The organism is Haladaptatus sp. DJG-WS-42, from assembly GCF_037198285.1.
In the GTDB taxonomy this organism is placed as follows: domain Archaea; phylum Halobacteriota; class Halobacteria; order Halobacteriales; family Halococcaceae; genus QDMS2.
In genome coordinates, this window is record NZ_CP147243.1 from 1,828,378 (window position 1) to 1,851,402 (window position 23,025).

The window sequence follows — 23,025 nt, forward strand, 5'->3', positions numbered from 1 at the left end:
ACTCCACGAAGAAAGAATCACTACCCACCATCGACTTCAGTAACCATGACCCACACGCCACCGTTCGCCATCGACCCGGCGGACACCCGGGAAGCGATCATGCTCGCCACGTATCGCGCACTCTGTACCCACGGCTACGCCGACCTCACCATTCAGCGCATCGGCAACGAGTTCTCGAAAAGCAAGTCGCTGCTCTATCACCACTACGACAGCAAAGACGAGCTGTTGCTCGACTTTCTCTCGTTCATGCTCGACAGCCTCGATGAACAGCTTCCCGTCCACCAGAGCGACGGCGCGAGCGACCACCTCCGGGCGATTGTCGAACGCATGTTCGCTCCAACAGACGAAGATGGCCACGGCGCGTTCTCGCGGGCGATGGTCGAACTGCGCGCACAGGCCGCCCACGACGACGCCTACCGCGAACATTTCACCCGAAGCGACCAGTTTTTCAGAAAGCACATCGCCCACACCATCCGCTCCGGTATCGAACAAGGTGTGTTTCAGGACGTGGATGCGAACGAGACGGCCGCCCTCCTCCAGACGATGTTCATTGGCACGATGACCCAGCGCGTCACCGGCGACGAGGACGCCTTAGACGCCACGATGACCGCGCTGAACGAGTATATCGACAGCCAGCTGCTACTCGACTAACCGGTCTGTTCTCTCAGCCGTCTGCGTTCCGCACACGTTGTGCGTACTCCGGCCCACCATTGACTGACTGTTCAGTCACGAAGGCTGCTGTTTTGCCCTCCATCCCGTGTAGCCGCCGAAAAAGGGTGGTGCTTCAGGAACGTCGGGTCACTTCGTTGAGATGCGAATCGTTTTCGTAAAGGAGTCACCGTCGTTGTCGGTGGTGCGGAGGGTCACGTCTTGGTAGCCACAGTACGACAGGTCCATCTCAATTTCCGGGCCGCTTCTGTTGTAGTTTCCATCGCCCGTCGTGTCCCACTCGAACTTCACAATTTCACCGTTCGGGTCAACCGACTCGGAGGCGTCGAGCGTCACCGAATCACCCTCGTCGAAGTCCGTCGAATCGAGGTCGGGTGTACTGTCGATGTGGATCGCATGCATGTTCTCCGCCGCGGGGCCTTCGAGCACCTAGAGGTCTTTTCCACCGTGTCATCTACGACTTCGACGACATACACCGTGTCGTCGTCATCAATCGGTGGCGCTTCGAGCCCCTCCTCGTTTCCGTTCCACGTCCAGACGGTTTCTAACTCCGTCACCGGGCTGACTGCACCGTCGTTGAATCCCGTTGCCTGTGCGTTGTTTCGAGCCATCGACCATGTTCCGGATGTGCCGGTTTCCGCGGCTGTGACGGTTCCATTTTCAACGGTCGAAAGTCCATATCCAGAAAGACCGATTCCAGTTGCGATTCCTGCGGCTTTGAGCACATCGCGGCGGCTGTGGTTCGACATTGGAGGGTTTCTCGAATGTGAGTTCAGAATAATTGGGTAACAGTCTTGTGGCTCTGCTAACACTTTGAAAGTTGGTAGTTCTCTGCAGTCGAACGGTCAAAATCGTGGGCCATAGCGATTCTCTGGGCTCGTCGTATCGACGTTGTAGACTGGTTTCCATGGTGCATCGTGACATTCAACATGATTGTCCATCCCATGGCCAAAATCATTATAAGCAATATTTGCCGAATAGCAAGCAGAAATGGCAGAAAGAGAGCAGTGGAAGTCACGACTCGGATTCATTCTCGCGGCCGTCGGTAGCGCGGTCGGGCTTGGGAACATCTGGCGATTCCCCTACGAAGCGGCCGCAAACGGCGGCGCGGCCTTCCTCCTTGTGGACATCATCGCCATCCTCGCAATAGGACTTCCTGCAATTCTGGTCGAGTTCACAATCGGCCGCCGGGCGCGCAAAAACGTGGTCGACGCCTACGGCTTCGACGGGCACAAGGCGTGGAAACTCGCGGGCGCGCTCGCCTTGTTCACCGGATTTTGGATTCTCTCCTACTACTCGGTCGTCGGCGGCTGGGTGATTCGCTATCTGGTTGGCAGCCTGACCGGGGCGTACTTCGCAGACCCATCCGGCTACTTCACGGCGGTGGCCGCGGGCTACGACGCGCTCGCCTTCGCCGGACTATTCCTCGCCATCGTCATCGGCATCGTCGCGCTCGGCGTCGAACGCGGTATCGAAGTCGGGAACCGCGTTATGGTTCCCTCGGTCGTGTTGATGATGGTTGGGCTTGCCATCTGGGCGGCCACGCTCCCCGGGGCTGGCGCAGGGTACGTGTTCTTCCTCCAGCCTGACTTCGGCCACCTCGCCGCGAACTGGCAAACTATCGTCCCCGCCGCGGTTGGCGAAGTGCTGTTCACCCTCTCGCTCGGGATGGGTGCGATGATTACCTACTCCTCGTACATCGACGGAGATGAAAGTCTCGTCACCGACGGCCTTGCAATCGTCACGGTGAACACGTTCATCGGCGTCCTCGCCGGGCTCGTCGTGTTCCCGCTCCTGTTCGCCCAAGGGATTGACCCCGGCGACCCCGGCCCCGGTGCAATCTTCATCAGCGTCGCCACCGCCTTCGAATCACTGCCTGCAGGCGGCGTGCTCGGCGCGTTGTTCTACGCCGTCGTGCTCATCGCTGCCATCTCTTCGGCCATCAGCCTCCTCGAAGTCGTCGTCTCCTACTTCGTGGACAACTACGACGTAGACCGGCGGATGCTCTCTGCGGGTCTCGGTCTCGCGAGCTTCCTCATTGGCATTCCAACGGCGCTCAACACGGGCACGCTCGGCACCTACGATAGCATCGCAAGCTCCGTACTCCTCCCACTCGGCGTGGTCCTCGCCACCCTCTACGTCGGGTGGGTGTACGGCCGCGATGCCATCGCCGAACTCGGTCGTGGCACAAAAAAGCGCTTCCCGATGCTCTGGCTCTGGCACGTCAGAATCAGTCTGCTCGCCGCCGTCATCATGACGCTCGTGTTGAGCTTTGCAGAGTTCTTCTCTGGCCTCTGAGACCGGGTTTCGCTCACTCCACGAGCGCCGATTCCACGACTTCGAGCGGATGGCGAATCTCGTAGCCCGAACCGTGGCCCATCTGCATCGCACAGGTCGGACACTCGGTGAGGCCGGTTTCGCCCGGCGCGTCGTCCATGTGTTCGAACATTTCTTCGCCGATTTTCATCGACGTGTCGTAGTTCTCCTCCTTCCAGCCGTAGGTGCCCGAAATGCCCGAACACGAATCGCCAACGTCGGTCACGGAGACGCCGTCTAAGTCGGCAAAGAGGTTCACTGCCTGCCCGTCTAAGCCCTGATTGCGGGCGTGACACGGCGCGTGGTAGGCGAGGTCAGGGACGTCCGGGTTCGCCCCCTTCAGGTCGCCTTCGACGTCCTCGTAGATGCGGAGATATTCGAGCGCCTCGTAGGTGTGGGCAGCGACTTCGGCGGTTCCGTCGAAGCTGAACAGTTCGGGATATTCTTGGCGCAGCGCCATCGAACACGACGTGCACGAACAGACGATGTCGTACCCCTCAGACACGAGGTCGTGGAAGATTTCGACGTTGAACTTCGCCGCCCGGCGCGCGTCGTCCAGCATCCCGTTTGCGAACATCGGCGTCCCAGAACACCGCTGGTCGGGGACGGCGACTTCGTAGCCGTAGTGTTCGAACACGCGAACGAGCGCCTTCGCCACCTCTGGGGTATTGTAGTTCGCGTAATCGCCGTGGAAGTAGGCGACGCGCTTTTCGTCTGACTGAACCTTTGCGCCGCCTCGTGCCTCGAACCATTCCACGAAGGTCTCGGTCGCAAAGTCGGGGAACTCGCGTTCTGCGGTGATGCCGAGGAACTTCTCGTTTACCCGTTGGACCACGGAGTTGCCCATGATGGCGTTGGTGAGTCGCGGCACCTTCGAGCCGACGCGGGCGAGCGTCCCGTAGTTTGCGAGGATACGATTGCGCCAGTACTCGCGGCTTAGCATCGACATCTCCTCGCGGACGTACTCGCCGCGGGCGGTGTTGTGCATCTGCGAGAGGGGCACTTCGGCGGGGCACGCCCCGTCACAGCGCATGCAGTTCGAACACTTCATCACCGATTCGTCAACGCTCACGTCCTCCTTTCGTTTCAGCCGCCACTGCTCTGGGCCTTGGAACTTCGGGCCGGGGAAGTCGTCGTCAACTTCGGCAACCGGACACGAGGTGTCACAGGTCGAGCATTTGTAGCAACTGTCCGCCCCGGGCCGGAGGTCCATGTCCTCTGCCTCGGGAAACACGTCGATGGGGAATTTTTCAGAGTCACTCATGATTGCTGTGCTGCTCGCTTCCCGGCGAATTGCCCGGTTGCGAGCGAGATGCCGCTGCCCGACTTTTCTGCTGCGAAGTCTGCGCCACCGAGGACGCCCCCGGCCGCCCGGAGATTCTCGAATTCGACCGCACCTGCCGAGTCACGCGGTCTGAGGTCCGTATCGACGGCCACGCCAAATCGGGCGAATGGGTGGTCGCCGAACGCGTCGTCCTCGAACCAGTCGTAACGGTTCTCAGGGTGCGGAATGTGGAGGTCGAAAACCGGTTCCCGCACACCCTCGCGCGAGGAGGTAATTCCTTTGCCGACGAGGCCGCCGGTCGCCAGCACGAATTCGTTTGCGAAGTACGGAACGTGCTGGTGGGTCCGCTTCACTTTCACGTGGTCGATGCGTCCGTTGCTGTCCTCGAAATCGACGACTGGGTTGCCAGTCTCGATGGTGACACCTGCCTCGCGAAGGGCCGCAAACAGGGTGTTTTCGAGACGCATTCCGGGGAGCGATGGCGGTCCACTCGGAACCTCGAACACCTCAGCGCCGAGTTCGCGGCCGAGTGCCTCCCGTACCTTCTCGGGGTGGTCGTGGCCGAGAACCGCTGGGAAGCCGACGCGCTCTGCATCACCGAGATGTGGTTTGATTGCTTCGACGAGTTGACTGCGGATGCCCTTCTCGTTCGTGTCGAGGACCTTTGCGTAGCGCGTAATCTTCGCGTCTGCTCGGAGCATCGGGAAGCGCGCGGTGACGCCCCGAACCTCGAATGGAACGCCCGCATTCTCCAAATGCTCCGCAGCGAGCGGGGCGTCGAAATCCGTCAACGTCTCGAATCCGACGAGGAGCATCTCGTTGGTGTCGCTCGCGAGTCCCGGCGCGACCGTCTTCGGATATCTCGCGGTCGGTTTTACCGCTCCACCGGTGGTCGGAACGAGCGCGTTTTTCTCGGTGTGGCTTCCCGCGTACAGGTCGCCCAGCACCTCGTCGAACAGTGCGAGTCCGTCTTCGACTGCTTCTGCGCCGACGCGCTCGTAGGGGTGGCCCTCTGGCAAGTTATCGAGTGTCGAGAAGGGGTCAGCGAGCAGGTCACCGTCGTGGTAGCCGAGTACGTCGATGAGTCCGGATGCATTGCGGAGCGTGGACTCTTTGTGCGAGACGAGGCGCACATCAGCGCCTTCACGGGCGGCAGAAAGGGCGGCGGTCGCCCCGGCAAGACCGCCGCCGATGACGAGCACGTCGCTTTCTATCACAGTTCGCCCCCGTCGAAGGCGTTCCAGTCTGGGGTTCCCGCTTTCGCCGGGTCGCCGTCGCGGTTCAGCGTCGCCGCGTGGAGTGCGTGATTCAGCGCGGCCTGTGAGAGTTGTTCGCCCCACAGCGCGTGGCGCTCGCCTTTCCAGCGTTCCTGATAGAGTTCGTCGAGTGAGGTGCGGGCCGTCTCCTCGTCGTGGTCTGGGTGAAGTTCGCTGGCAAGTCGCTGACAGCAAAAGCCACCCTGGCAGTTGCCCATCGACGCCCGCGTGCGGATGCGGACGGCGTTCAGGTCGGTTCCCGAGTGGGTGAGCGCATCCTGCACTTCGGCACGGGTGACGCCTTCGCACTCACAGAGCACGGGATTCGGCGCGTCGGTTTTGAGCACGTCGTCGGCCCGAGAGCCAAGACGTTGTACGGAGCGCCGGCCAACCGGTGAGCGAAGGCCGAACTCGTCCATGTAGTCGTGGAGGACGGAGAAGTCCTCGCTTCCGGGAAGCGGTACTTGGGCTGTCTCACAGGAGGCGCGGACGCCGAGTTTCCCACAGACGTGGTCAGAGATGGACTCGGCCATCATCCGGTAGGTCGTGAACTTCCCGCCGACGATGCTCGTCATGCCGGGTAGGCCGTCGCGCTCTGCGTGGTCTAAGAGGAAGAAGTCACGCGTGATGTCCGTGGGGTCGGCACTGCCGACTTCTGGTGGTTCGTACAGTGGGCGCACGCCCCAAAACGAGCGAATGGTTCGCGCCTCGCCGAGAATCGGGACGAGTTTCGTGAGTTCGTCGATGACCAAATCGACCTCCCACTGCTCTTCTGGGTACTTTTCGGGGTCGCGCACTTCCTCGTCCGTGGTTCCGAGAATGCACGTCGTCTCGTGGGGCACGACGATGTCCGCGTCGCCTTTTGGCCGACAGCGGTTGACAACGGTGTCCACCTGCCGGACGTTCATGATGGTCATGACGCCTTTCGAGGGGCGGACTTCGATGTCCACGCCAGCCATGTCGCCGAGTCGTCCGGCCCACGCGCCCGTGGCGTTCACGACGTGGTCTGCGTAGATGGTCTCAATTTCCCCGGCCGAGTCGTTTCGCGGGCCGGGTTCGTGGCGGATTTTCGCGCCGACGACTTCACCGGCTTCGACCAACAGGTCGGTGACTGGCGCATGGGTGAGGACGCGCCCGCCGTGTTGCTCCGCGCTCGCGGCGTTTGCGACACACAGCCGGAAGGGGTCAACCGCGCCATCAGGAACCCAAATCGCCTTCGCTATGTCGGGTGCGAGATACGGTTCGACCTCGCGGGCCTCCTGTGCGGTGAGCACTTCAGCAGGGATGTCGCAGGCGCGACAGCCGTCGAGTTTCTTTTGGAAATATTCTTCTGTGTCCTCGGGTCGTTTGACGAACAGCCCGCCCGTCTCCTCGACGCAGTGGGCGGCGATGTCGCGGAGGATGCGGTTTTCCTCGATGCATTCGCGGGCGGATTTCTGGTCTGAGACGGCGTAGCGCCCGCCGCTGTGGAGCAGGCCGTGCATCCGGCCGGTCGTGCCGTGGGTCAGGTTGCCCTGTTCGACGAGGGTGACATCGACCCCGCGCATGGCGAGGTCGCGCGCGATGCCACAGCCCGTAGAGCCACCGCCGATAACGAGAACCGCAGTTTGTGAGGCCATCCAATGGTACACCTGTCGAGTGCGATGACTTCAGGTTTTTCGCCGTTCTGGTTGGATGTTTGCTCGAACCTGTCACATCGGTGGGGTTCGCCCCGAAGATTTATCGCTGGCTCGTGACCAGCGTATGGCAATAGGCTGGCCAATCAGTCACGATTGTTCGGCCACAACCGGCGAGTTCCCCACCGCTCGTCGTTTCCCCTCTACCAATGACAGCACACACCTACGTCGGTGCAATCGACCAAGGAACGACCGGCACGCGATTCATGGTCTTCGACCACGCCGGACAGGTCGTCTCGAACGCCTACGAGACCCACGAACAGCACTACCCACAACCCGGTTGGGTCGAACACGACCCGGTCGAAATCTGGGAGAACACCAAACTCGTCGTCTCACGGGCGCTCCGCGAGGCCGACATCGAACCCACCCAACTCGCCGCCCTCGGCATCACGAACCAGCGCGAAACGACCGTCATCTGGGACGCAGAGACGGGCACGCCGATACACAACGCGTTGGTCTGGCAAGACCGCCGGACGACCGACCGCGTCGAACGGCTCGAAGCCGACGACAAGGTCGAGTGGATTCGTGAGAAAACCGGCCTCGAAGCAGACGCCTACTTCTCTGCGACGAAAGCCGAATGGCTGCTCGACAACGCAGACCCCATCAAGATTCAGCGCACCCGCCCCGAAGACGTGCGCGACCGCGCCGAGGCGGGCGAACTCCGCATGGGCACGATGGACACGTGGCTCATCTACAAACTCACGGGCCAGCACGTCACCGACGTGACCAACGCCTCCCGGACGATGCTCTACAACATCCGGGATTTGACGTGGGACGCAGAACTCCTCGCCGAGTTCGACATCCCGCGCAGTCTCCTGCCCGACGTGCGCCCCTCGAGCGACGACGAGTACTACGGCTACACCGATGCCGACGGCTTCCTCGGCGCGAGAATCCCCGTGGCTGGGGCGCTTGGCGACCAGCAAGCCGCGCTGTTCGGCCAGACGTGTTTCGACGAAGGCGACGCGAAGAACACCTACGGCACGGGGTCGTTCTTCCTGATGAACACCGGCGAAGAGGCGGTCACAAGCGACCACGGACTGCTCACGACGATTGGCTTCCAGCGCGCGGGCGAACCCGTCCAGTACGCCCTCGAAGGCTCCATCTTCATCACCGGCGCGGCAATCGAGTGGCTCGAAGACGTCGACCTCATCGCAGACCCCGCACAGACCGCAGAACTCGCGCGGTCGGTCGATTCCACAGACGATGTCTACGTCGTCCCCGCGTTCACCGGCCTCGGCGCGCCCCACTGGGACGGCCGCGCTCGGGGAACCATCGTCGGCATCACCCGCGGGACGAAGCGCGAACACCTCGTGCGCGCGACGCTCGAATCCATTGCCTACCAGACCCGCGACGTGGCAGAAGCGATGGAGAGCGATTCCGGCATCGAGATGAACTACCTCCGGGTCGATGGCGGGGCGGTGAAGAACAACTTCCTCTGTCAACTCCAGTCGGACATCATCCAGACGGACATCGTCCGCCCAGAAGTTGACGAGACGACTGCACTCGGGGCGGCCTACGCCGCCGGACTCGCGGTTGGTTACTGGGAGACGGTAGACGAACTCAGGGACAACTGGCACGTAGACCGCGAGTTCACCCCGGAGATGGCTCCGGCGGACGCAGACAAACAGTACGACCGCTGGCACGACGCGGTCGAACGCTCGCTCGACTGGGCGCGCGATGGGGGCGACTAGATGGCGGTCGAACTGCTCGGGAACTCGCTCGAAGCGTGGCTCGTCCTCGTCATCGCCGCCTTCGCGGGCGGCGCGTTCGGCGCGGCGCTCGGGGCGCTCCCGGCGTTCATCTTCACCGGCTTCATGGTCATCGTCGGCGAGGGCGCGAACATCCTGAAAAGCGAACTCGGTGCGGCGGGCGTCGCCTCCGCCGACGCCATCACCGTCGGCATCACCGGCTCGATTGCCTTTGGCCCCGTGTTCGGCCCGCACATCTCCTTCGCTGGTGGTGCCGCAGCGGCCGCCTACGCCGCGCGCAGGGGCTACATGGACACCGGGTTCGACTACTTCGAGGCGAAAAACATCGCCCACGCGCTCGGCACGAAACCCGACGTGCTCGCCGTCGGCGGCGCGTTCGGCATCCTCGGGATGTTCATTCGCCAGCTTTCAGCAGGCTTCGGTCTCCCGTGGGACCCCATCGCTATGGGCGTCGTCCTCTCGGCGATTTTCCACCGACTCGTCCTCGGCTTCCCGGTCATCGGGAACGCCCGTGGTAGAAGCCTCCTCGACATGTCACCGTTCGAGCGCGAAGAGATGCGCCAGACCGCAGAGGGCGGGAAAGTCGTCGCTGACGGCGGTAAACCGGTTGCAGACGGCGGCGCGACGCGGCGGTTCAAAGTCGAGCCGTGGCTGCCCCACCAGTACGAATGGGCGAACGTGGCGATGATTGGCCTCGTCGTTGGCCTCCTCGCCGCCTACACCGCCGTGAAAACGGGGAGTTTCTTCCTCGCCTTCGGTATCAGTGCGGCGTCGCTCGTCTTCCTCGCCCTTGGCATCGAACAGATTCCGGTCACCCACCACATCGCGCTCCCGGCGAGTACGGCCGCGCTCGTCATCGTTCCCGAAGCCGCTGCGTCCGTCCCCATCCTACCCGCGCTCGCGGTGGGCGCGCTGTTCGGCGTGAGCGGGGCGCTCACGGGTGAGGTCATCCAGCGCATCTTCTACGCCCACAGCGACACGCACTTCGACCCGCCCGCGGCGGCTATCGTCGTGAACTCGTTTTTCATCGCGGTGCTCGCCATTGTCGGCGTCCTCCCGCGGGCCGGGTGGGTTCCGATTCCTGGTTGGCTCTAATTCGGGGCCGCCTTTCGACTACCCTCCGTAGGATTCGCGCAAAGCGACGCGGTTCACTTTTCCCGTCGTGGTCTGTGGAATCTCGTCTACGAACTCGATTCGCTGGGGAACCTCGTGTTCGTCCAGTGCGGCCGCGCAGGCCTCCCGAATCCGTTCACGAGAAAGGTCGCCAGACCGAGTGATAATGGCCGTTACGACGGCTCCTCGAAGGTCATCTCTCGCGTCGATGATAGCGGCAGCGGCCACGCCCTCGATGTCGTAGAGCACGTCTTCTATTTCCCGTGGATAGATGTTCGCACACCCCGTCGTGAACATATCCTCGCGGCGGTCAACGATGAACAGGTGGCCGTCGTCGTCCAGCCAGCCGATGTCTCCCGAGCGCAGCCAGCGCGTGCCGTCGCGTTCGACGAAGGCTTTCCGGTCATTTTGTGGGCGTTCGTAGCCCGGTGTCACGGTGTCGCCAGCCCACAACAACTCACCACGCTCGCCCTGCCCAACACGCTCGCCCGTCTCTAAATCCTCGATGCGCAGGGAGACGACTTCACGGGTTGGCGGGCCGACGCTCCCCGGCTTTCGTTCGTGGGGGTCTGGCCGGTTGAACGCGGCGAGCGGCGTCGTTTCGGTCATGCCGTAGCCTTCGAGCACGGCGCAGTCGAGTGCCGTCTCGGCCTCGGTGAATCGGCCTTTCGGCAGCGGTGCGCCGCCAACGCCGACGAGTTCGAGCGACGAGATGTCGTAGTGAGAAAGGCGCGAGTCGTCGATGAGGTCGATGAGCATACTCGGCGTCAGGAAGGTGTAGGTCACCCGCGAATTCTCGATGGTGGCGAGTACCCGTTCGGGGTCGAATGCAGACAAGAGGTGGTTCGTGGCCTGTGAGAGGAGCAGGGGCGTCGTCGTGACGTTGAGGCCGGTCACGTGGAAGCACTGGCAGACGGTGAGGCCAACAGTCTGGCGCGTCAAGCCGAGAGCGTTGATGATGCCGTGGGCGTTCGAAAGCAGGTTTCCGTGTGTGTGGTGGACGCCTTTTGGCTGGCCGGTCGTTCCCGAAGTGTAGAACACTTCTGCGAGTTCGTCGCTGCGTCTGGGATGAACTGCGTACTCGGTATCCGCGTCGGCAAGCAAGTCGTGAAACGCGTGTCCAACACTCCCACCAACCGAAATCGGTGTGGCAACGTCCGTGGCCACATCTGCAAACGCTTCGTCGGTGACGACCACTGAAACATCGCTCACGTCGAATATGTGGCAAATCTTCGAGGGGCCGAACTGGGTGTTGATGGGAACGGGAATCGCGCCGCACTTCATCGCGCCGAGGTACGCGGTCAGCAGTTCGAGGCTGTTTCGCAGACAGATGGCAACGCGGTCGCCGGGAGCGACGCCGAGCGCTTCGTAGGCGTTCGCGGCCGCATTCGTCCGGTCTGCCAGCGTCGCGTAGGTGTGGAGGGTCTCCGTATCGCTCACCGCCGGTTTGACCGGGGCGTTCCCCGCGGCGCGGTCAACGACGTTTGCGAAGTTCATGCGCGACGATTCGTCTCGTGACCCATCTGTGTTTCCCACGATTGTTTGTTATCAACATTGAGATACAACGAGGTCGGCGCAGTGGCGTTCGGGTGCATCCGTCGCGTCTCCGACACTCGCCGCCGAAAGCTGTTCGATAATGTGGGACATGCGGGTGTTTCAGTCGGAAAGCGTGGCGAAGACGATGTCCTCTCGGATGCTGTCTGCCTTCTCACAGACGATGGTCGCAAGGTCACCATCGAGTGACGACCGCAGCTCGTTGCCCGGCCCGTAGGCGGCGATTGCGCCGTACACCCGGTCCTCGGTGGCGATGGGGGCTGCGACGCCGACGATGCCGTGGAGCATCTCGCCGGTATCGACCGCGTAGCCGCTCTCACGAATGGTTGCTAATTCCGCTGTAAGGGCGTCTTCGGTCGTAACCGTCCGGTCTGTGCGTGTTGGCAGTCCGTGGCGGGTGACAATTTCGTGAACTCGGTTTTCTGTGAACTGCGCGAGAATCGCCTTCCCGGGCGCGTTTGTGTGGAGGTGTTCGTGGGTCGGATAGACGTGTCTGGCCGAGGGCGGGAGATTCTCGTAGTCCCACCGGGTTGCGAGCAAGATAGCCCCACGACCGTTCTCCTCGATGACGAGTTGGCTGTAGGTGTTCGTCTGGTCTGCGAGCGATTTCGCGGCCTGACGTCCGTGTAAGAACAGTTCGTTGCTGTTGCGAGACTCCCGGCCGAGGTGTAAAAACTGGGTGGTGAGTCGGTATCTGCCCTCCCGTTTGACGAGATAGCCAAGCGTTTCGAGCGTCTGAAGATGGTTGTGGACGGTGCTTTTCGGGAGCGAGAGCGCCGCGGCCAACTCGGTGACACCAGCAATCTCTCGGTCGCGAATCTCGTTGACGATTGCGTACGAGCGCTTCACCGAGTTGATGGGTACTGCCGGGTCGTCCATGCCACTCCATCGCAGCGTTCGCACTTAGTTTTGTTCGATAATGTGGGACAACCTCGGTTCAACTCACCCGCGGACTCCCTCAAAAACGCCATTCTACCAGAAATTATGCATTTATTTCTGTGAAATATTTCCACCTCATGCAGATGGATAATTTGTCGTAGATTGGTGTTAGAACAGTTTTTGGCTGGATTGAGATCTGGACAATCTGCACTTACTAGCTCGAATTTATAATTTATCAATCAATACCAAGGTTTATTTAACCACCCATGTATTGGCTGATACGGGATACGCCAGCAGTTGGCAGCCGGTTGTTGGTATCACCCTCTACAGTGACAACCATGGATAGAAACAGCTCCGTGACGCGCAGAACCGTCATGAAAGGCATCGGCGGCATTGCCGCGCTTTCGATGTCGAACGCAACCATCGCAGATGCACAGGCCGCACTGACCGACCCACTCCCCAGTGACCCCCACACCGCAGACACGTATCGGGCAATCGTGGACGCAATCATCCCCCGAACCCCACAGCTCGAAGCCGAACTCGGGCCAGAACACGTCCCTGGTGGGCTGGACGCTGAGTTAGAAAAGTTCCTCATCTGGGACTTCAACCACTTCCAAGAGATCCGCTCTGAGATGGTCACCGAGAAACTCGACGGTTCCGGCGTCGGGATGCCCCGGGCGATGTTCGAGTTCAGTCTCGATACTGGCGGCCTCCTCAGCTCGGACTTAGACGCCGTCCTCGACCTCGCTGACCTCTCGTTGCTCGACTTGCTCGATCTCGGCCTCGACGCCGACGCGCTCGAAGACTACCTCACCTTCGGCGCAGTCGAGAGCTTCGACGTTTCGTTTGCCGACCTCGACACGGAGCGCGAGGGCGTTGCCGAGTTCGAACTCACCGTCGAAGCAGACGGAGAAGTGTACCACCAAGTGCTCCAGAACTACCCGTACGCGCCGGTGTTCACCCTCGCGTTCGACCTCGTCGCGGCGGAGTTCCTCGCAACGGGACAGAACCACGAACCGCCCGCGGCAAACGAGAAGTTCCCCGGCGGTGGGACGTTCACTCGACTCGCGCCACAGGATCGGCTGCGCTGTCTCTGGACAATTGTCGACGGCGGCGTCCTCGACGCGCTCGACGATCTCCTCTCGCCGATGATTCCGGACGTTGGCATCCTGAAGTTCGTCGTGATGGCGGTAAACGGCCTCCACGGCTTTGGCTACTACACCGAGTGGTCGGGCTACGGCAGTACGAAAACGGCCACGCCGAACGACCGCGTTATGGAGGTGTCCGAAGGTGAGGTACAGAGCAGACAACAGACCGACTACCCCGGCCCCGCACCCGGCTACGCCGCAAACTGGCGACACGCGGTGCCCGGTGGGTTCAAAGACCCGAAAGCGAAGAATCTGAACTTACCCGACGACCTCGCTGGCGATGACGTCATCGACGGTCTCGGAGGTGACAACTAATGAACGACCCAGACGTTATCGTCGTCGGCGCAGGTGCCGACGGCCCGGCAGCGGCGTGGAAACTCGCAACCGACCACGGCTTAGACGTGCTCATCCTCGAAGCAGGCGCGTGGCACGGCAACAAAAACTGGCCAAAACCGCACGCCGACGCGGGCGGCACCGTGAGCACCGACCCAGCCGATTTAGACGGGAAACTCTTAGACGAGCAGTTCACCCACCGCGAAGCCGATGCGAACGACCCGACGTGGGGCTATCTCAGAGTCGGCCCCGCAGACCACTCTCGGGCCCCGTGGTTCCGCAACCTCCACCAGAACGCCTTCATCTGGCAGATTAGTGCCGTTGGCGGCACGTCACTCCACTACTTCGCAAACCATCCGCGGGCGTACCCCTACGCCATCGACACCCAAGACCACTGGCCCATCTCTTACGAAGAACTCGTCCCTTACTACCAGCTAAACGAGGAGATGACGAGCACGCAGCAGGCACCCATGACGGGCAAAGAAGAGGTGTTCATCGAAGGCGCGACCAACGCGGGCTACCCGCTCATCGAGAGCAAGAACGTCACCGAGACGGGGTGGCGGCCGCAGGCCAACGCCGTCGAAGTGCCGGGCCGCGAAACTTCGAACGGCCAACCGCTCGACGCCGACTACGAAGGGTCGTTCAGCTACGACGACGGCTTCCGCGGCGACACGCTCGTCGGTGACCACTTCCAAGGCTCCTCAACGCCGGTTGACGCGCCCGTCCGCGACAAGGCACGCAAGTCGAGCAACGTGAGCTACGTCCCGCCTGCGCTCGACACGAACAACGACCCAACGATGGGGAACGTCGCCATCCGGCCAAACGCCTACGTCACCAATATCGAGACGACGGGCGGGCCGGGCAGTATCGAAGCAAGCGGCGTCACCTTCCGCGATAGCTGGTCCGGCCAGACCCAGACCGTGGGGGCCGACACCGTTGTCCTCGCAGGCGGCTGTATCGAGTCACCGCGCCTCTGGCTCAACTCCGGCCTCCCCGACGACGGCTGGGTCGGCAAGGGCCTCACCACCCACTGGTTCGACTGGGTTGTCGGCGTCTACGACGACGAGACGGTTGCCGAAATCAACCCAGAGGGCGAGCACATGGACCCGTACATTGGCCAGAACTCCGCTGTTCGCTTCGACAAGCCGGGGGTTGGCGGGATGGAAGACATCGGGATGTCGCCCGGTCTCGTTTCTTACGCCGATTACCTGTTCAGCCAAGCCGGCTACAGCTTCGACACGCCGGTTGACCCGGACGAGCCGTGGGACACTCGCGGCTACGTCGTCGGCGAAGAACTGAAACGCCGGATGTCGGATTACCGGCAGACGAAGGCGCTCCTCATCCTCACTGACGACCTCCCACGGCAGGACAATGGCGTCTCACTCGACAACACCTTCTCCGACGAACACGGTGCCGTGCCGAAGATTAAGTGGTCGCCCCACCCGGACGACGACGCCAAACGCGACGAACTCTGTCGCATCGCCGCGCGCATCCACAAGGAAGCCGGGGCCGAACACGTCCACCGGTGTGATTGGCCGCCGTTGCTCCTCCACATGCAGTCGTCGATGCGCATGGGGAAGGTGCTTGACGCGAACGCCGAGGCAAAGAACGTAGACCGTCTGTTCGTCGCAGACCACTCCGCGCTCGCAAACGGCCTTGGCGGGCCGAACCCGACGAACACGGGACAGGCACTCGCACTGCGGACGGCCGACAAAATCGCCTCGCTCTACTTCTAACTCCCACCCGTACTCTCTTTCTGTACCCTCACATCCCACTTCCCGGCCTATTCGCCCAACCGCGACTGCCACCGTTCGACGAGCCCCATCAACTCAATCGGTGAAATCTCGTTGACGTTCGTTTCCTGCAACTCATCGAGCACCGCGTCCGTTTCGGGGTCACGCGGCGCTTGTGCTGGTTCTGCTGGCTCGGACTCCGGCTCGCCGCGCAACTGCCCAGACCCCAAATCGAACACGACCTGTTTCGTCCCGCCCGACCCGCCGCGCACGTCGATGGCCTTGTCCGTTCGCAGGCGGTCGAGCACGTCGTCGGCGCGGGTCACGACAGGGCGCGGCACGCCAGCCAGCTCTGCGACGTGCACCCCATACGAGCGGTCTGCCGGGCCGTCTCGAATCGTCCGGAGGAAGGTCACGTCGCCATCGCGCTCGTCTGCGCCCATGTGGACGTTGTGTACCGTCGGCAAGCGACCGGCGAGACTCGTGAGTTCGTGGTAGTGGGTGGCGAACAGCGTTTTGGCCCGAATCTCGTTTACGAGATACTCCGTTGCGGCCCACGCAATCGAGATGCCGTCGTAGGTCGCCGTGCCTCGTCCCACCTCGTCCAGAATGACGAGTGAGTCTTCGGACGCCGAGTGGAGGATGTTCGCCAACTCCTGCATCTCGACCATGAACGTCGAACGCCCTTGGGCCAACTCGTCGAGCGCGCCGACGCGCGTGAAGATGCCGTCAACGAGGCCGATTCGCGCCGCCTTCGCGGGCACGAAACTCCCAATCTGCGCAAGCAGGACGATGAGTGCGACCTGTCGCATGTAGGTGGATTTCCCGCTCATGTTCGGGCCGGTCACGATGAGGAACGCACGGTCGTCATCGAGGCTCGCGTCGTTCGGGACGAACTCAGTGGTCTGTTCGACCACAGGGTGGCGGCCTGCCTCGATTTCGACCGCACCACTCTCGGCCAACTCCGGGCGCACCCACCGGAACTTCGCGGCGTGGGCGGCGAAACTGCCGAGCACGTCGAGTTTCGCAAGCGCGCGACCAACGTCCTGCAACAGCGGCGCTTCGGCGGCGACTTCGGCGCGAAGCTCCTGAAACAACTCGTACTCCAACTCGCCACGCTGTTCTTCGACCTGGAGGATGTCTCGCTCCGTCTCCTCGAGTTCGGGAATCGTGTACCGTTTCGAGTTCTTGAGCGTCTTTATCTCGCGATACTCCTCGGGGACGTTCTCGACCTGCGATTTGCCGACCTGAATATAGTAACCGTCCGTCCGGTTGCGGTCTACTTGGAGGTGGGAGATATCGTACTTCGATTTCTCGCGGCTTGCAAGTTCCTCAATCCAGTCGAGTGCCTCGTCGTGGCGCGTGATGAGTGCGTCTAACTCCTCGTCGTAGCCGTAGCGAAACAGGCCGCCTTGGGTCACCGTCGCGGGCGGGTCGTCTGCAAGGGCGTCTTCGAGACGGTCGTGGAGTCGAGCGGCGGCCTCCCGGTCTGGCTCTCCGACGATGTCCGAAAGGGGCGCGTCGTTGAGAATCGGGTCGGCCGCAATCGCGTCGGCAACGTCCGGGAGCAGCGCGACCGTATCTCGAATCTGGAGCAACTGACTCGCTCCGGCGCTTCCTGAGGTGGCGCGACTCGCCAGTCGTTCGACGTCGTATGCGTCACCGAGCACCTCTCTGAGTTCTTCGCGCGCGAGGGCGGCGTCCGCGAGCGCGGCGATGCACTGTTGGCGGGTTTCGAGAATCTGCGTCGAGCGCCGCGGGCGCTGGAGCCACGCCTTGAGCAGGCGGCTGCCGGGGCTCGTGACGGTGTGGTCTACCGTTTCAAACAGCGACTGCCCGCCGAGCCCCATCGTTTCGGCGAGTTCGAGGTTTCGCTGGGTCGTCGCGTCGAGTTCGACATGGTCGTCCGCGTGATACGGATGGAGGCGCGTCATCGACTGGAGGACGCCCACGCCAGATTCTTCGACGTACGAGAGGACGGCTCCGGCGGCCTGAATCGCGGCGTCTGCGTCAGCGAGGCCGACGCTTGCGAGCGCCTCATCGCCGAACTGTTCTGACACAGTGTGGCGGGCACGACCCGGCGCGAAGGCGTCTGCGGCGTGCAACGAGAGCGAGGCATCGGTTCGAGAGCGCAGCGAATCGAGGAAGGATTCGTTTCCGCGAATCGTCGGGCCAGGAAGGATTTCTGCGGGCGAAAACCGGTAGAGTTCGGTGAGGGCGGCGGCTTCGTCTTCGACTTCCGTCGCGTGGAACTGGCCGGTGGTCACGTCGGCGAAGGCGAGGCCGAACGAGTCGTCGCCGTGGACGACAGCTGCGAGGTACTGGGCGTCTGCGGAGGTGGTTTCGAGGAGCGTCCCCGGCGTGACGACGCGGACGATTTCGCGGGCGAGGCCGCCGTCTGCGGTGTCGTACTGGTCTGCGACGGCCACGCGATAGCCGCGTTCGACGAGCGCCTTGAGGTACGGAGTGAGTTCTTTGAGCGGGACGCCCGCCATCGGATACGACGACCCGTGGCTCGATTTCTGTGAGACTTTCAAATCGAGTTCGTCACCGACGAGTTCCGCGTCGTCTGCGAAAAATTCGTAGAAATCGCCGCACTGCATCGCCAGAATATCGGCATCCGTGGACTCCTTGAGCGAGAAAAATTCGCCAACGATGCCCGTCGCCTCAGTCATACCTTGCACTCTCTGCGAAGCAGGGTAAAACGCTGTGGGTTCGCCCGGACGCCCCGTTTCGGGGAGTGGTAACCAGGACACAATAGCTCTCTGTAGCTTTCATAGCGAGTTATTTGACCCCGATGACACACTGTGCGGATGGCGTACGACACAGACAGACATCAGCAACACAGCCCACACGGACCAGTCAATCCAGGTGGTAGTTACTGTCAACCGCCGGTTTGCAGCCATACCGTTCGATACCGCAAAACCGGCCGTCCAAATCATCCATCCAACCGCATCGCGGGCTGCGTACGCCATCTTTCTCTCCTTTCGATACCACAAACACACCAATGAGTTCCACTGACACAACCAAAATCGCCTTCGTCTGCGTCCAGAACGCAGGCCGCAGCCAAATGGCGTTTGCCTTCGCAGAACGCGAACGCGACCGCCGAAACGCAGACCACCTCGACCTGCTCACCGGGGGGACGAACCCCGCCGCCCACGTCCACGAGGCCGTGGCGCAGGTCATGGCCGAAATCGGTCTCGACATCGCAGACCGCGAGCCGCGAGAGGTCACGCCCGACAATCTCTCCACATTTGATTACGTCATCACGATGGGCTGTTCTGCCGACGACGTGTGTCCGTTCGGCTGGGGTGGCGAGAGTCGTGACTGGGCGCTGGACGACCCGCACGGAAAATCACCAGAAGAAGTCCGCGAGATTCGAGACGATATCGAACGGCTGGTTGTCGAACTGTTCGACGAACTCGCGTGAGTAGGCGTAATGCTTTGTAGGTCGTGATAATATGTTGACACGACCGATGCATCGTCGCACTCTCCTTGGGATTACTACAGGCTTGCTTTCAGCTGGGGCAGGATGTCTCTCAATGTTCGAATCAGCAGACGTTGACGCTTACAAACGACTGGAAGTTACGAACAAATCTGAAACTGACGAGCCAGTCACACTCTCAATAGTCGAAGCCGATTCATCTGAAACTGCTGCTGTTTTTGAAAAACAACTGATGATCGACCCAAACCAAATGGAGGTGTTTGAAACCGATTTAGAGCTCGATGCCACATACACTGTTTCTGCAACGAGAGCAGGCACTCCCATTGGTTCTGGGGAAGTCACAATGTGTGATTGTATCCTCGTTGTTGAAATTCACGAGGCGCACATCAACGTCAGCTTCTCAGCGTACTGAGTACCAGTAAAAAACCCCTGCCCCATTCTCTACGCTTCGAGCACAGAGAGCAGGTCGAGCGTTCGCGCCGCGAGCGTGTCTGGGTCTTCTGCAACCAACTTCACAATCGGTTCTTTACCGACTTCGCCGCGGTCGATAACCGCAACGGGCGTGTCACCGTCACCGCTGAACGCGCGGCGAGCACCCCATCCCATCGTGTTGCCTTCTTCTGTTTTCAGGTCTTCAGGTTCGACACTCCGGTTGAACTCGGCGAGCGACCATTCTAACTCAGTGAGCGCGGCTTCCACGTCTTCATCGAACCGGCAGTTCACGGCGAATCTGAGTTCGGGAACTGCCTCGCGCGCGCCGAGCAGGAAACGGGCGACGTGGCTCGATGCGCCGAAGCGGACGCCGCGATTCGGCTTCACGCCCGTGAGCGTGCGGGTGATACGACCCTCGACCGCGGCCGTTTCCGAGACCGATTCGGCAAACGGCGTCGCGCCGACGACGTTCATCCCGATTTCGGGAACGAGCGCGCGCACGTCTGCTTCGACGAACTGCTGGACGATTCCCTCGACCGCTTCCGCAGTCTCCTCGCGGGCGGCTTGGTTTCGGAGGGAGACGAGGTGGTGAACCGCGCCCGGTCCCTGTCCCACGTCGAGCGGGTAGCGCACCGCGCGCGTCATGAAGGAGACACCCGCGCTGACGGCGTCTGCGAGCGAGTCGCCGTGTGCGAGGCGGGCGGCAATCGCACTCGACAGCGTACAGCCAGAGCCGTGGGTTGCCTCCGTTTCGACGCGCTGGTGAGTAAAGCGCGTCACCTCGTCGGTCACGAGCACGTCCACGACGGTGTCGCCGGAGAGGTGGCCACCTTTCACGAGTGCGGCGTTGGCCCCCATCTCGACCAGCTGCTCGCCCGCGTCGATGGCGTCTTCGGTCGTCTCGATTTCGACGCCGGTGAGAACAGTCGCCTCGTCTGTGTTCGGCGTGACGAGCGTCGCCTCCGCAATCAGTTTCTCATAGGCCGCTTCGCCTTCGGCTTCGAGAAGCCGGTCACCGGAGGTGGCGACCATGACGGGGTCAACCACGAGCGATGCGCCGAGGTCGGCTACGCGTTCGGTCACGGCGTCGATGACCTCGGCGGTTCCGAGCATTCCCGTCTTCACGGCTCGCACGTCGAAGTCAGAGAGGACGGCGTCGTACTGTGACTGGATTTCCGCGACGGGGAGCGTAAACGCGCCCGTCACCCCTTGGGTGTTCTGTGAAGTCACGCTCGTCACGACGCTCGTGGCGAAGGTGTCGTGAGCTTCCATCGTCTTCAAGTCGGCTTGAATCCCTGCGCCGCCGCCCGAATCGCTGCCCGCAATGGTGAGACACACAGGTGGGGCGTAGGGGGATGGGGTTCGGGTCATTGCGTCTCTGCAAGCTTGCCCATGTTCTCCTCGAACGCGCCCCAGAACGGGTCGATGCCGGGGTGGTCGGTCGGCTCACCGTCCACGACGAGACCCGAACCCTCGACCACTTCTCCGACCTCTGCTGCCGGAATGCCTTCGGCGTCGAGCGCGGCGAGCACGTCATCGACGCCTTCTGGCAAGACGGTGGCAAGCAGCGTCCCTTCGCTGATGGCGTGCCACATCTCGATGTCGAAGAAGTCGCAGGTTTCCGCAACGCCTGGCAGGACGGGCACGGCGTCGGTTTCGAGTTCGATGCCGACGCCCGCAGAGCGTGCGACTTCGTACAGGCCGCCGTAGATACCACACTCGGTGGCGTCGTGCATCGCGGTGACCGGCCCGGCGGCAGCCGCGACGAGCGCGTCCTGTACCGGGCTCATGTCGTAGAAGCGGTCTTTGGCCGCAGAGAGCGCGTCTGCGTCCATCTTTCCGTCCATGAGCGGTTCGAACTGAATCGAGAGCAGGCCCGTCGCTTCCACCGCTGGCCCTTTCGTGATGATGATCTTGTCGCCGACTTGCGCGCCGTTCGGCTTGACGAGGTCGTCGAACTCGCCCACCGCGATGGCCGTCGCGCCGCCGACCATCGGGTAGTTACACCCAGCGTAGCGGGCGGTGTGTCCGGTCACGACGCTCACGCCGAGTTCTTTCGCCTCCGCGTCGAACGTCTCCCAGATGGTGGCGAACTGTTCGTCGGTAATCTCCGGCGGGAGATTGAAGTCAATCGAGAGGTGCGTTGGCGTCATGCCCGACACCGCCACGTCGCTCATCAGGATATGGAAGGCGAACCACGCCGCGCGCTCGAAGCCGAGCGAGGGCATGATGAACACCGGGTCGGTCGCGAGCGCGACCGCTTTGCCGCCCACGTCGATGACCCCGAAGTCAACGCCGTGTTGCGGTGAGAGCGTCTCGTCTTCCCGGTCTGCGCCCAAGTTCGGGTAGATGTACTCGTCGAAAAAGTCGCCGTCAATTTTCCCCAAGTCTGCCATACGTGGGAGTACAACCAACTACTATTAGTTAGTAATGGTGTGGTGAAGTTACGTCTTCTCGGCGTAGGTCGCGTACACCGCCCACGACGGGTCAACCTCGGGGTGTTCGATTCGCTCGCCTGCCGCGAACACGCCCTCGCCCTCACTGACTTCGCCTACGTCTGCGACGAGGATGCCTTCGGCTTCGAGGGCGGCGATGACTGCATCTGCGGCTGACGCCTCGGCGGTCAACAACAAGGTCCCACAGCTGGTCGAGGCCCACGGGTTCATGTTGAGGTAGTCGCAGGCGGCTTCGACACCGGGGAGCATCGGCACGGCGTCGGGGTCGAAGTCGATGCGAACGCCCGCGCCACGAGCGAGTTCGATGAGGCCGCCGTGGACGCCGCCCTCGGTGGCGTCGTGCATCGCGGTGACGCCGCCGGTTGCTCCCGCGATGAGGGCATCTTTGACGACGCTCGTATCCGCCATGCGTGACCGGGCCTGTTCGAGTACGTCCTCGGGGAGGCTCATCTGGTCGCCAAACAGCGTCGTGAGCAGACCTACCGCCTCTGCGGCCGGGCCTTTCGTGATGAGCAGGCGGTCGCCGGGCCGTGCGCCGTCGGGTCGGATTACGTCTGCGGGGTCGCCAACGCCGAGCACCGTCGCCGCGCCGACCCACGGGAACTCGATGCCCGCATATCGGGCGGTGTGGCCGGTGACGACGCTCACGCCGAGTTCTTTTGCTTCTGCGTCGATGGTTTCCCAAATGGTCGCAAACTGCTCGTCCGTAATCTCGGGTGGGAGCGAAAACGAGATGGCGAGATGCGTGGGTGGAATCCCCGAAACCGCAACGTCCGCGAGAACGATGTGCAGGGCGAAGCGTGCGGCCTGTTCGAAGCCGAGTTGCGGGAGAATCGAGACGGGGTCGGTGGCGATGACGACGGCTTTCTCACCCACGGAGAGCACTCCGAAGTCGATGCCGTGTTTCGGGCCGAGCGCCACGTCCTCGCGCGTTGCACCCAAATGTGGGTAGATGTGGGCGTCGAAAAACGCACGGTCTACCTTGCCGAGATCGGTCATGTGAGAACGTGGAGGCGGCGCG

Annotated in this window: 18 protein-coding genes; 8 read left to right on the top strand and 10 right to left on the bottom strand. The window is 62.2% G+C overall.

Annotated features, from left to right (window positions below):
• The first annotated feature begins 45 nt into the window (after nucleotides 1-45).
• Entirely contained in the window at nucleotides 46-651 is a 606-nt protein-coding gene (locus tag V5N47_RS10055; RefSeq protein ID WP_338727245.1) for a TetR family transcriptional regulator C-terminal domain-containing protein, read from the top strand.
• 147 nt (nucleotides 652-798) lie between these two features.
• Here V5N47_RS10055 and V5N47_RS10060 read toward each other — a convergent pair whose 3' ends face one another.
• Entirely contained in the window at nucleotides 799-1,098 is a 300-nt protein-coding gene (locus V5N47_RS10060; protein ID WP_338727246.1) for a PKD domain-containing protein, read from the bottom strand.
• A gap of 561 nt (nucleotides 1,099-1,659) precedes the next feature.
• Between V5N47_RS10060 and V5N47_RS10065 the strand changes: the two genes are divergently transcribed.
• Nucleotides 1,660-2,967, top strand: coding sequence for a sodium-dependent transporter (locus tag V5N47_RS10065; RefSeq protein WP_338727247.1), 1,308 nt, complete (start codon nucleotides 1,660-1,662; stop codon nucleotides 2,965-2,967).
• A 13-nt stretch (nucleotides 2,968-2,980) separates the two neighbouring features.
• On the opposite strand, the gene V5N47_RS10070 is transcribed toward V5N47_RS10065, so the two are convergent.
• From V5N47_RS10070 to glpA, 3 genes are read right to left on the bottom strand one after another with little or no spacing between them, the layout of a single operon-like run.
• Nucleotides 2,981-4,249, bottom strand: coding sequence for an anaerobic glycerol-3-phosphate dehydrogenase subunit C (locus V5N47_RS10070; protein ID WP_338727248.1), 1,269 nt, complete (start codon nucleotides 4,247-4,249; stop codon nucleotides 2,981-2,983).
• On the bottom strand, nucleotides 4,246-5,487 hold the full coding sequence (glpB, locus tag V5N47_RS10075) for a glycerol-3-phosphate dehydrogenase subunit GlpB (protein ID WP_338727249.1): 1,242 nt from the start codon (nucleotides 5,485-5,487) through the stop codon (nucleotides 4,246-4,248). Before glpB ends, V5N47_RS10070 begins: the two co-directional genes overlap by 4 nt.
• Entirely contained in the window at nucleotides 5,484-7,145 is a 1,662-nt protein-coding gene (glpA, locus tag V5N47_RS10080) for an anaerobic glycerol-3-phosphate dehydrogenase subunit GlpA (RefSeq protein WP_338727250.1), read from the bottom strand. The genes glpB and glpA overlap by 4 nt, the downstream gene beginning before the upstream one ends.
• A gap of 206 nt (nucleotides 7,146-7,351) precedes the next feature.
• Between glpA and glpK the strand changes: the two genes are divergently transcribed.
• A complete protein-coding gene (gene glpK, locus V5N47_RS10085) occupies nucleotides 7,352-8,893 on the top strand; it encodes a glycerol kinase GlpK (RefSeq protein WP_338727251.1) in 1,542 nt (513 codons plus the stop codon).
• Nucleotides 8,894-10,006, top strand: a complete 1,113-nt coding sequence (locus V5N47_RS10090; RefSeq protein WP_338727252.1) for a hypothetical protein — start codon at nucleotides 8,894-8,896, stop codon at nucleotides 10,004-10,006. It abuts the gene before it with no gap.
• An 18-nt stretch (nucleotides 10,007-10,024) separates the two neighbouring features.
• On the opposite strand, the gene V5N47_RS10095 is transcribed toward V5N47_RS10090, so the two are convergent.
• Nucleotides 10,025-11,521, bottom strand: a complete 1,497-nt coding sequence (locus V5N47_RS10095; protein WP_338727253.1) for a class I adenylate-forming enzyme family protein — start codon at nucleotides 11,519-11,521, stop codon at nucleotides 10,025-10,027.
• Between the two features lie 159 nt (nucleotides 11,522-11,680).
• Entirely contained in the window at nucleotides 11,681-12,457 is a 777-nt protein-coding gene (locus V5N47_RS10100; protein WP_338727254.1) for an IclR family transcriptional regulator C-terminal domain-containing protein, read from the bottom strand.
• A 338-nt stretch (nucleotides 12,458-12,795) separates the two neighbouring features.
• Between V5N47_RS10100 and V5N47_RS10105 the strand changes: the two genes are divergently transcribed.
• Both V5N47_RS10105 and V5N47_RS10110 read left to right on the top strand, forming a co-directional pair.
• Nucleotides 12,796-13,920, top strand: coding sequence for a hypothetical protein (locus V5N47_RS10105; RefSeq protein WP_338727256.1), 1,125 nt, complete (start codon nucleotides 12,796-12,798; stop codon nucleotides 13,918-13,920).
• Complete coding sequence (locus V5N47_RS10110; protein ID WP_338727257.1) at nucleotides 13,920-15,674, top strand: GMC family oxidoreductase N-terminal domain-containing protein; 1,755 nt, start codon at nucleotides 13,920-13,922, stop codon at nucleotides 15,672-15,674. Before V5N47_RS10105 ends, V5N47_RS10110 begins: the two co-directional genes overlap by 1 nt.
• A gap of 47 nt (nucleotides 15,675-15,721) precedes the next feature.
• Here V5N47_RS10110 and mutS read toward each other — a convergent pair whose 3' ends face one another.
• On the bottom strand, nucleotides 15,722-18,346 hold the full coding sequence (gene mutS / locus V5N47_RS10115; RefSeq protein ID WP_338727259.1) for a DNA mismatch repair protein MutS: 2,625 nt from the start codon (nucleotides 18,344-18,346) through the stop codon (nucleotides 15,722-15,724).
• Nucleotides 18,347-18,678: 332 nt separating this feature from the next.
• On the opposite strand from mutS, the gene V5N47_RS10120 reads away from it, so the two are divergent.
• Nucleotides 18,679-19,101 carry a low molecular weight phosphatase family protein gene (locus tag V5N47_RS10120; protein ID WP_338727260.1) on the top strand — a complete coding sequence of 141 codons (423 nt, stop codon included), beginning with the start codon at nucleotides 18,679-18,681 and terminating at the stop codon, nucleotides 19,099-19,101.
• Between the two features lie 112 nt (nucleotides 19,102-19,213).
• Nucleotides 19,214-19,528 carry a hypothetical protein gene (locus V5N47_RS10125; RefSeq protein ID WP_338727261.1) on the top strand — a complete coding sequence of 105 codons (315 nt, stop codon included), beginning with the start codon at nucleotides 19,214-19,216 and terminating at the stop codon, nucleotides 19,526-19,528.
• Between the two features lie 29 nt (nucleotides 19,529-19,557).
• Here V5N47_RS10125 and thiD read toward each other — a convergent pair whose 3' ends face one another.
• From thiD to V5N47_RS10140, 3 genes are read right to left on the bottom strand one after another with little or no spacing between them, the layout of a single operon-like run.
• Entirely contained in the window at nucleotides 19,558-20,919 is a 1,362-nt protein-coding gene (thiD, locus tag V5N47_RS10130) for a bifunctional hydroxymethylpyrimidine kinase/phosphomethylpyrimidine kinase (protein WP_338727262.1), read from the bottom strand.
• Nucleotides 20,916-21,944, bottom strand: coding sequence for an AIR synthase family protein (locus tag V5N47_RS10135; RefSeq protein ID WP_338727263.1), 1,029 nt, complete (start codon nucleotides 21,942-21,944; stop codon nucleotides 20,916-20,918). The genes thiD and V5N47_RS10135 overlap by 4 nt, the downstream gene beginning before the upstream one ends.
• A 48-nt stretch (nucleotides 21,945-21,992) precedes the next feature.
• Entirely contained in the window at nucleotides 21,993-23,003 is a 1,011-nt protein-coding gene (locus V5N47_RS10140; protein WP_338727264.1) for an AIR synthase family protein, read from the bottom strand.
• Between the last annotated feature and the right edge of the window lie 22 nt (nucleotides 23,004-23,025).

Coding starts and splice junctions, on each gene's coding strand:
- V5N47_RS10070 (WP_338727248.1), bottom strand. CDS start 4,249: ATGAGTGACTCTGAAAAATTCCCCATCGACGTGTTTCCCGAGGCAGAG.
- V5N47_RS10090 (WP_338727252.1), top strand. CDS start 8,894: ATGGCGGTCGAACTGCTCGGGAACTCGCTCGAAGCGTGGCTCGTCCTC.
- V5N47_RS10065 (WP_338727247.1), top strand. CDS start 1,660: ATGGCAGAAAGAGAGCAGTGGAAGTCACGACTCGGATTCATTCTCGCG.
- V5N47_RS10135 (WP_338727263.1), bottom strand. CDS start 21,944: ATGGCAGACTTGGGGAAAATTGACGGCGACTTTTTCGACGAGTACATC.
- glpA (WP_338727250.1), bottom strand. CDS start 7,145: ATGGCCTCACAAACTGCGGTTCTCGTTATCGGCGGTGGCTCTACGGGC.
- V5N47_RS10105 (WP_338727256.1), top strand. CDS start 12,796: ATGGATAGAAACAGCTCCGTGACGCGCAGAACCGTCATGAAAGGCATC.
- V5N47_RS10095 (WP_338727253.1), bottom strand. CDS start 11,521: ATGAACTTCGCAAACGTCGTTGACCGCGCCGCGGGGAACGCCCCGGTC.
- V5N47_RS10110 (WP_338727257.1), top strand. CDS start 13,920: ATGAACGACCCAGACGTTATCGTCGTCGGCGCAGGTGCCGACGGCCCG.
- V5N47_RS10055 (WP_338727245.1), top strand. CDS start 46: ATGACCCACACGCCACCGTTCGCCATCGACCCGGCGGACACCCGGGAA.
- V5N47_RS10125 (WP_338727261.1), top strand. CDS start 19,214: ATGTTCGAATCAGCAGACGTTGACGCTTACAAACGACTGGAAGTTACG.
- mutS (WP_338727259.1), bottom strand. CDS start 18,346: ATGACTGAGGCGACGGGCATCGTTGGCGAATTTTTCTCGCTCAAGGAG.
- thiD (WP_338727262.1), bottom strand. CDS start 20,919: ATGACCCGAACCCCATCCCCCTACGCCCCACCTGTGTGTCTCACCATT.
- glpK (WP_338727251.1), top strand. CDS start 7,352: ATGACAGCACACACCTACGTCGGTGCAATCGACCAAGGAACGACCGGC.
- V5N47_RS10100 (WP_338727254.1), bottom strand. CDS start 12,457: ATGGACGACCCGGCAGTACCCATCAACTCGGTGAAGCGCTCGTACGCA.
- V5N47_RS10140 (WP_338727264.1), bottom strand. CDS start 23,003: ATGACCGATCTCGGCAAGGTAGACCGTGCGTTTTTCGACGCCCACATC.
- V5N47_RS10120 (WP_338727260.1), top strand. CDS start 18,679: ATGAGTTCCACTGACACAACCAAAATCGCCTTCGTCTGCGTCCAGAAC.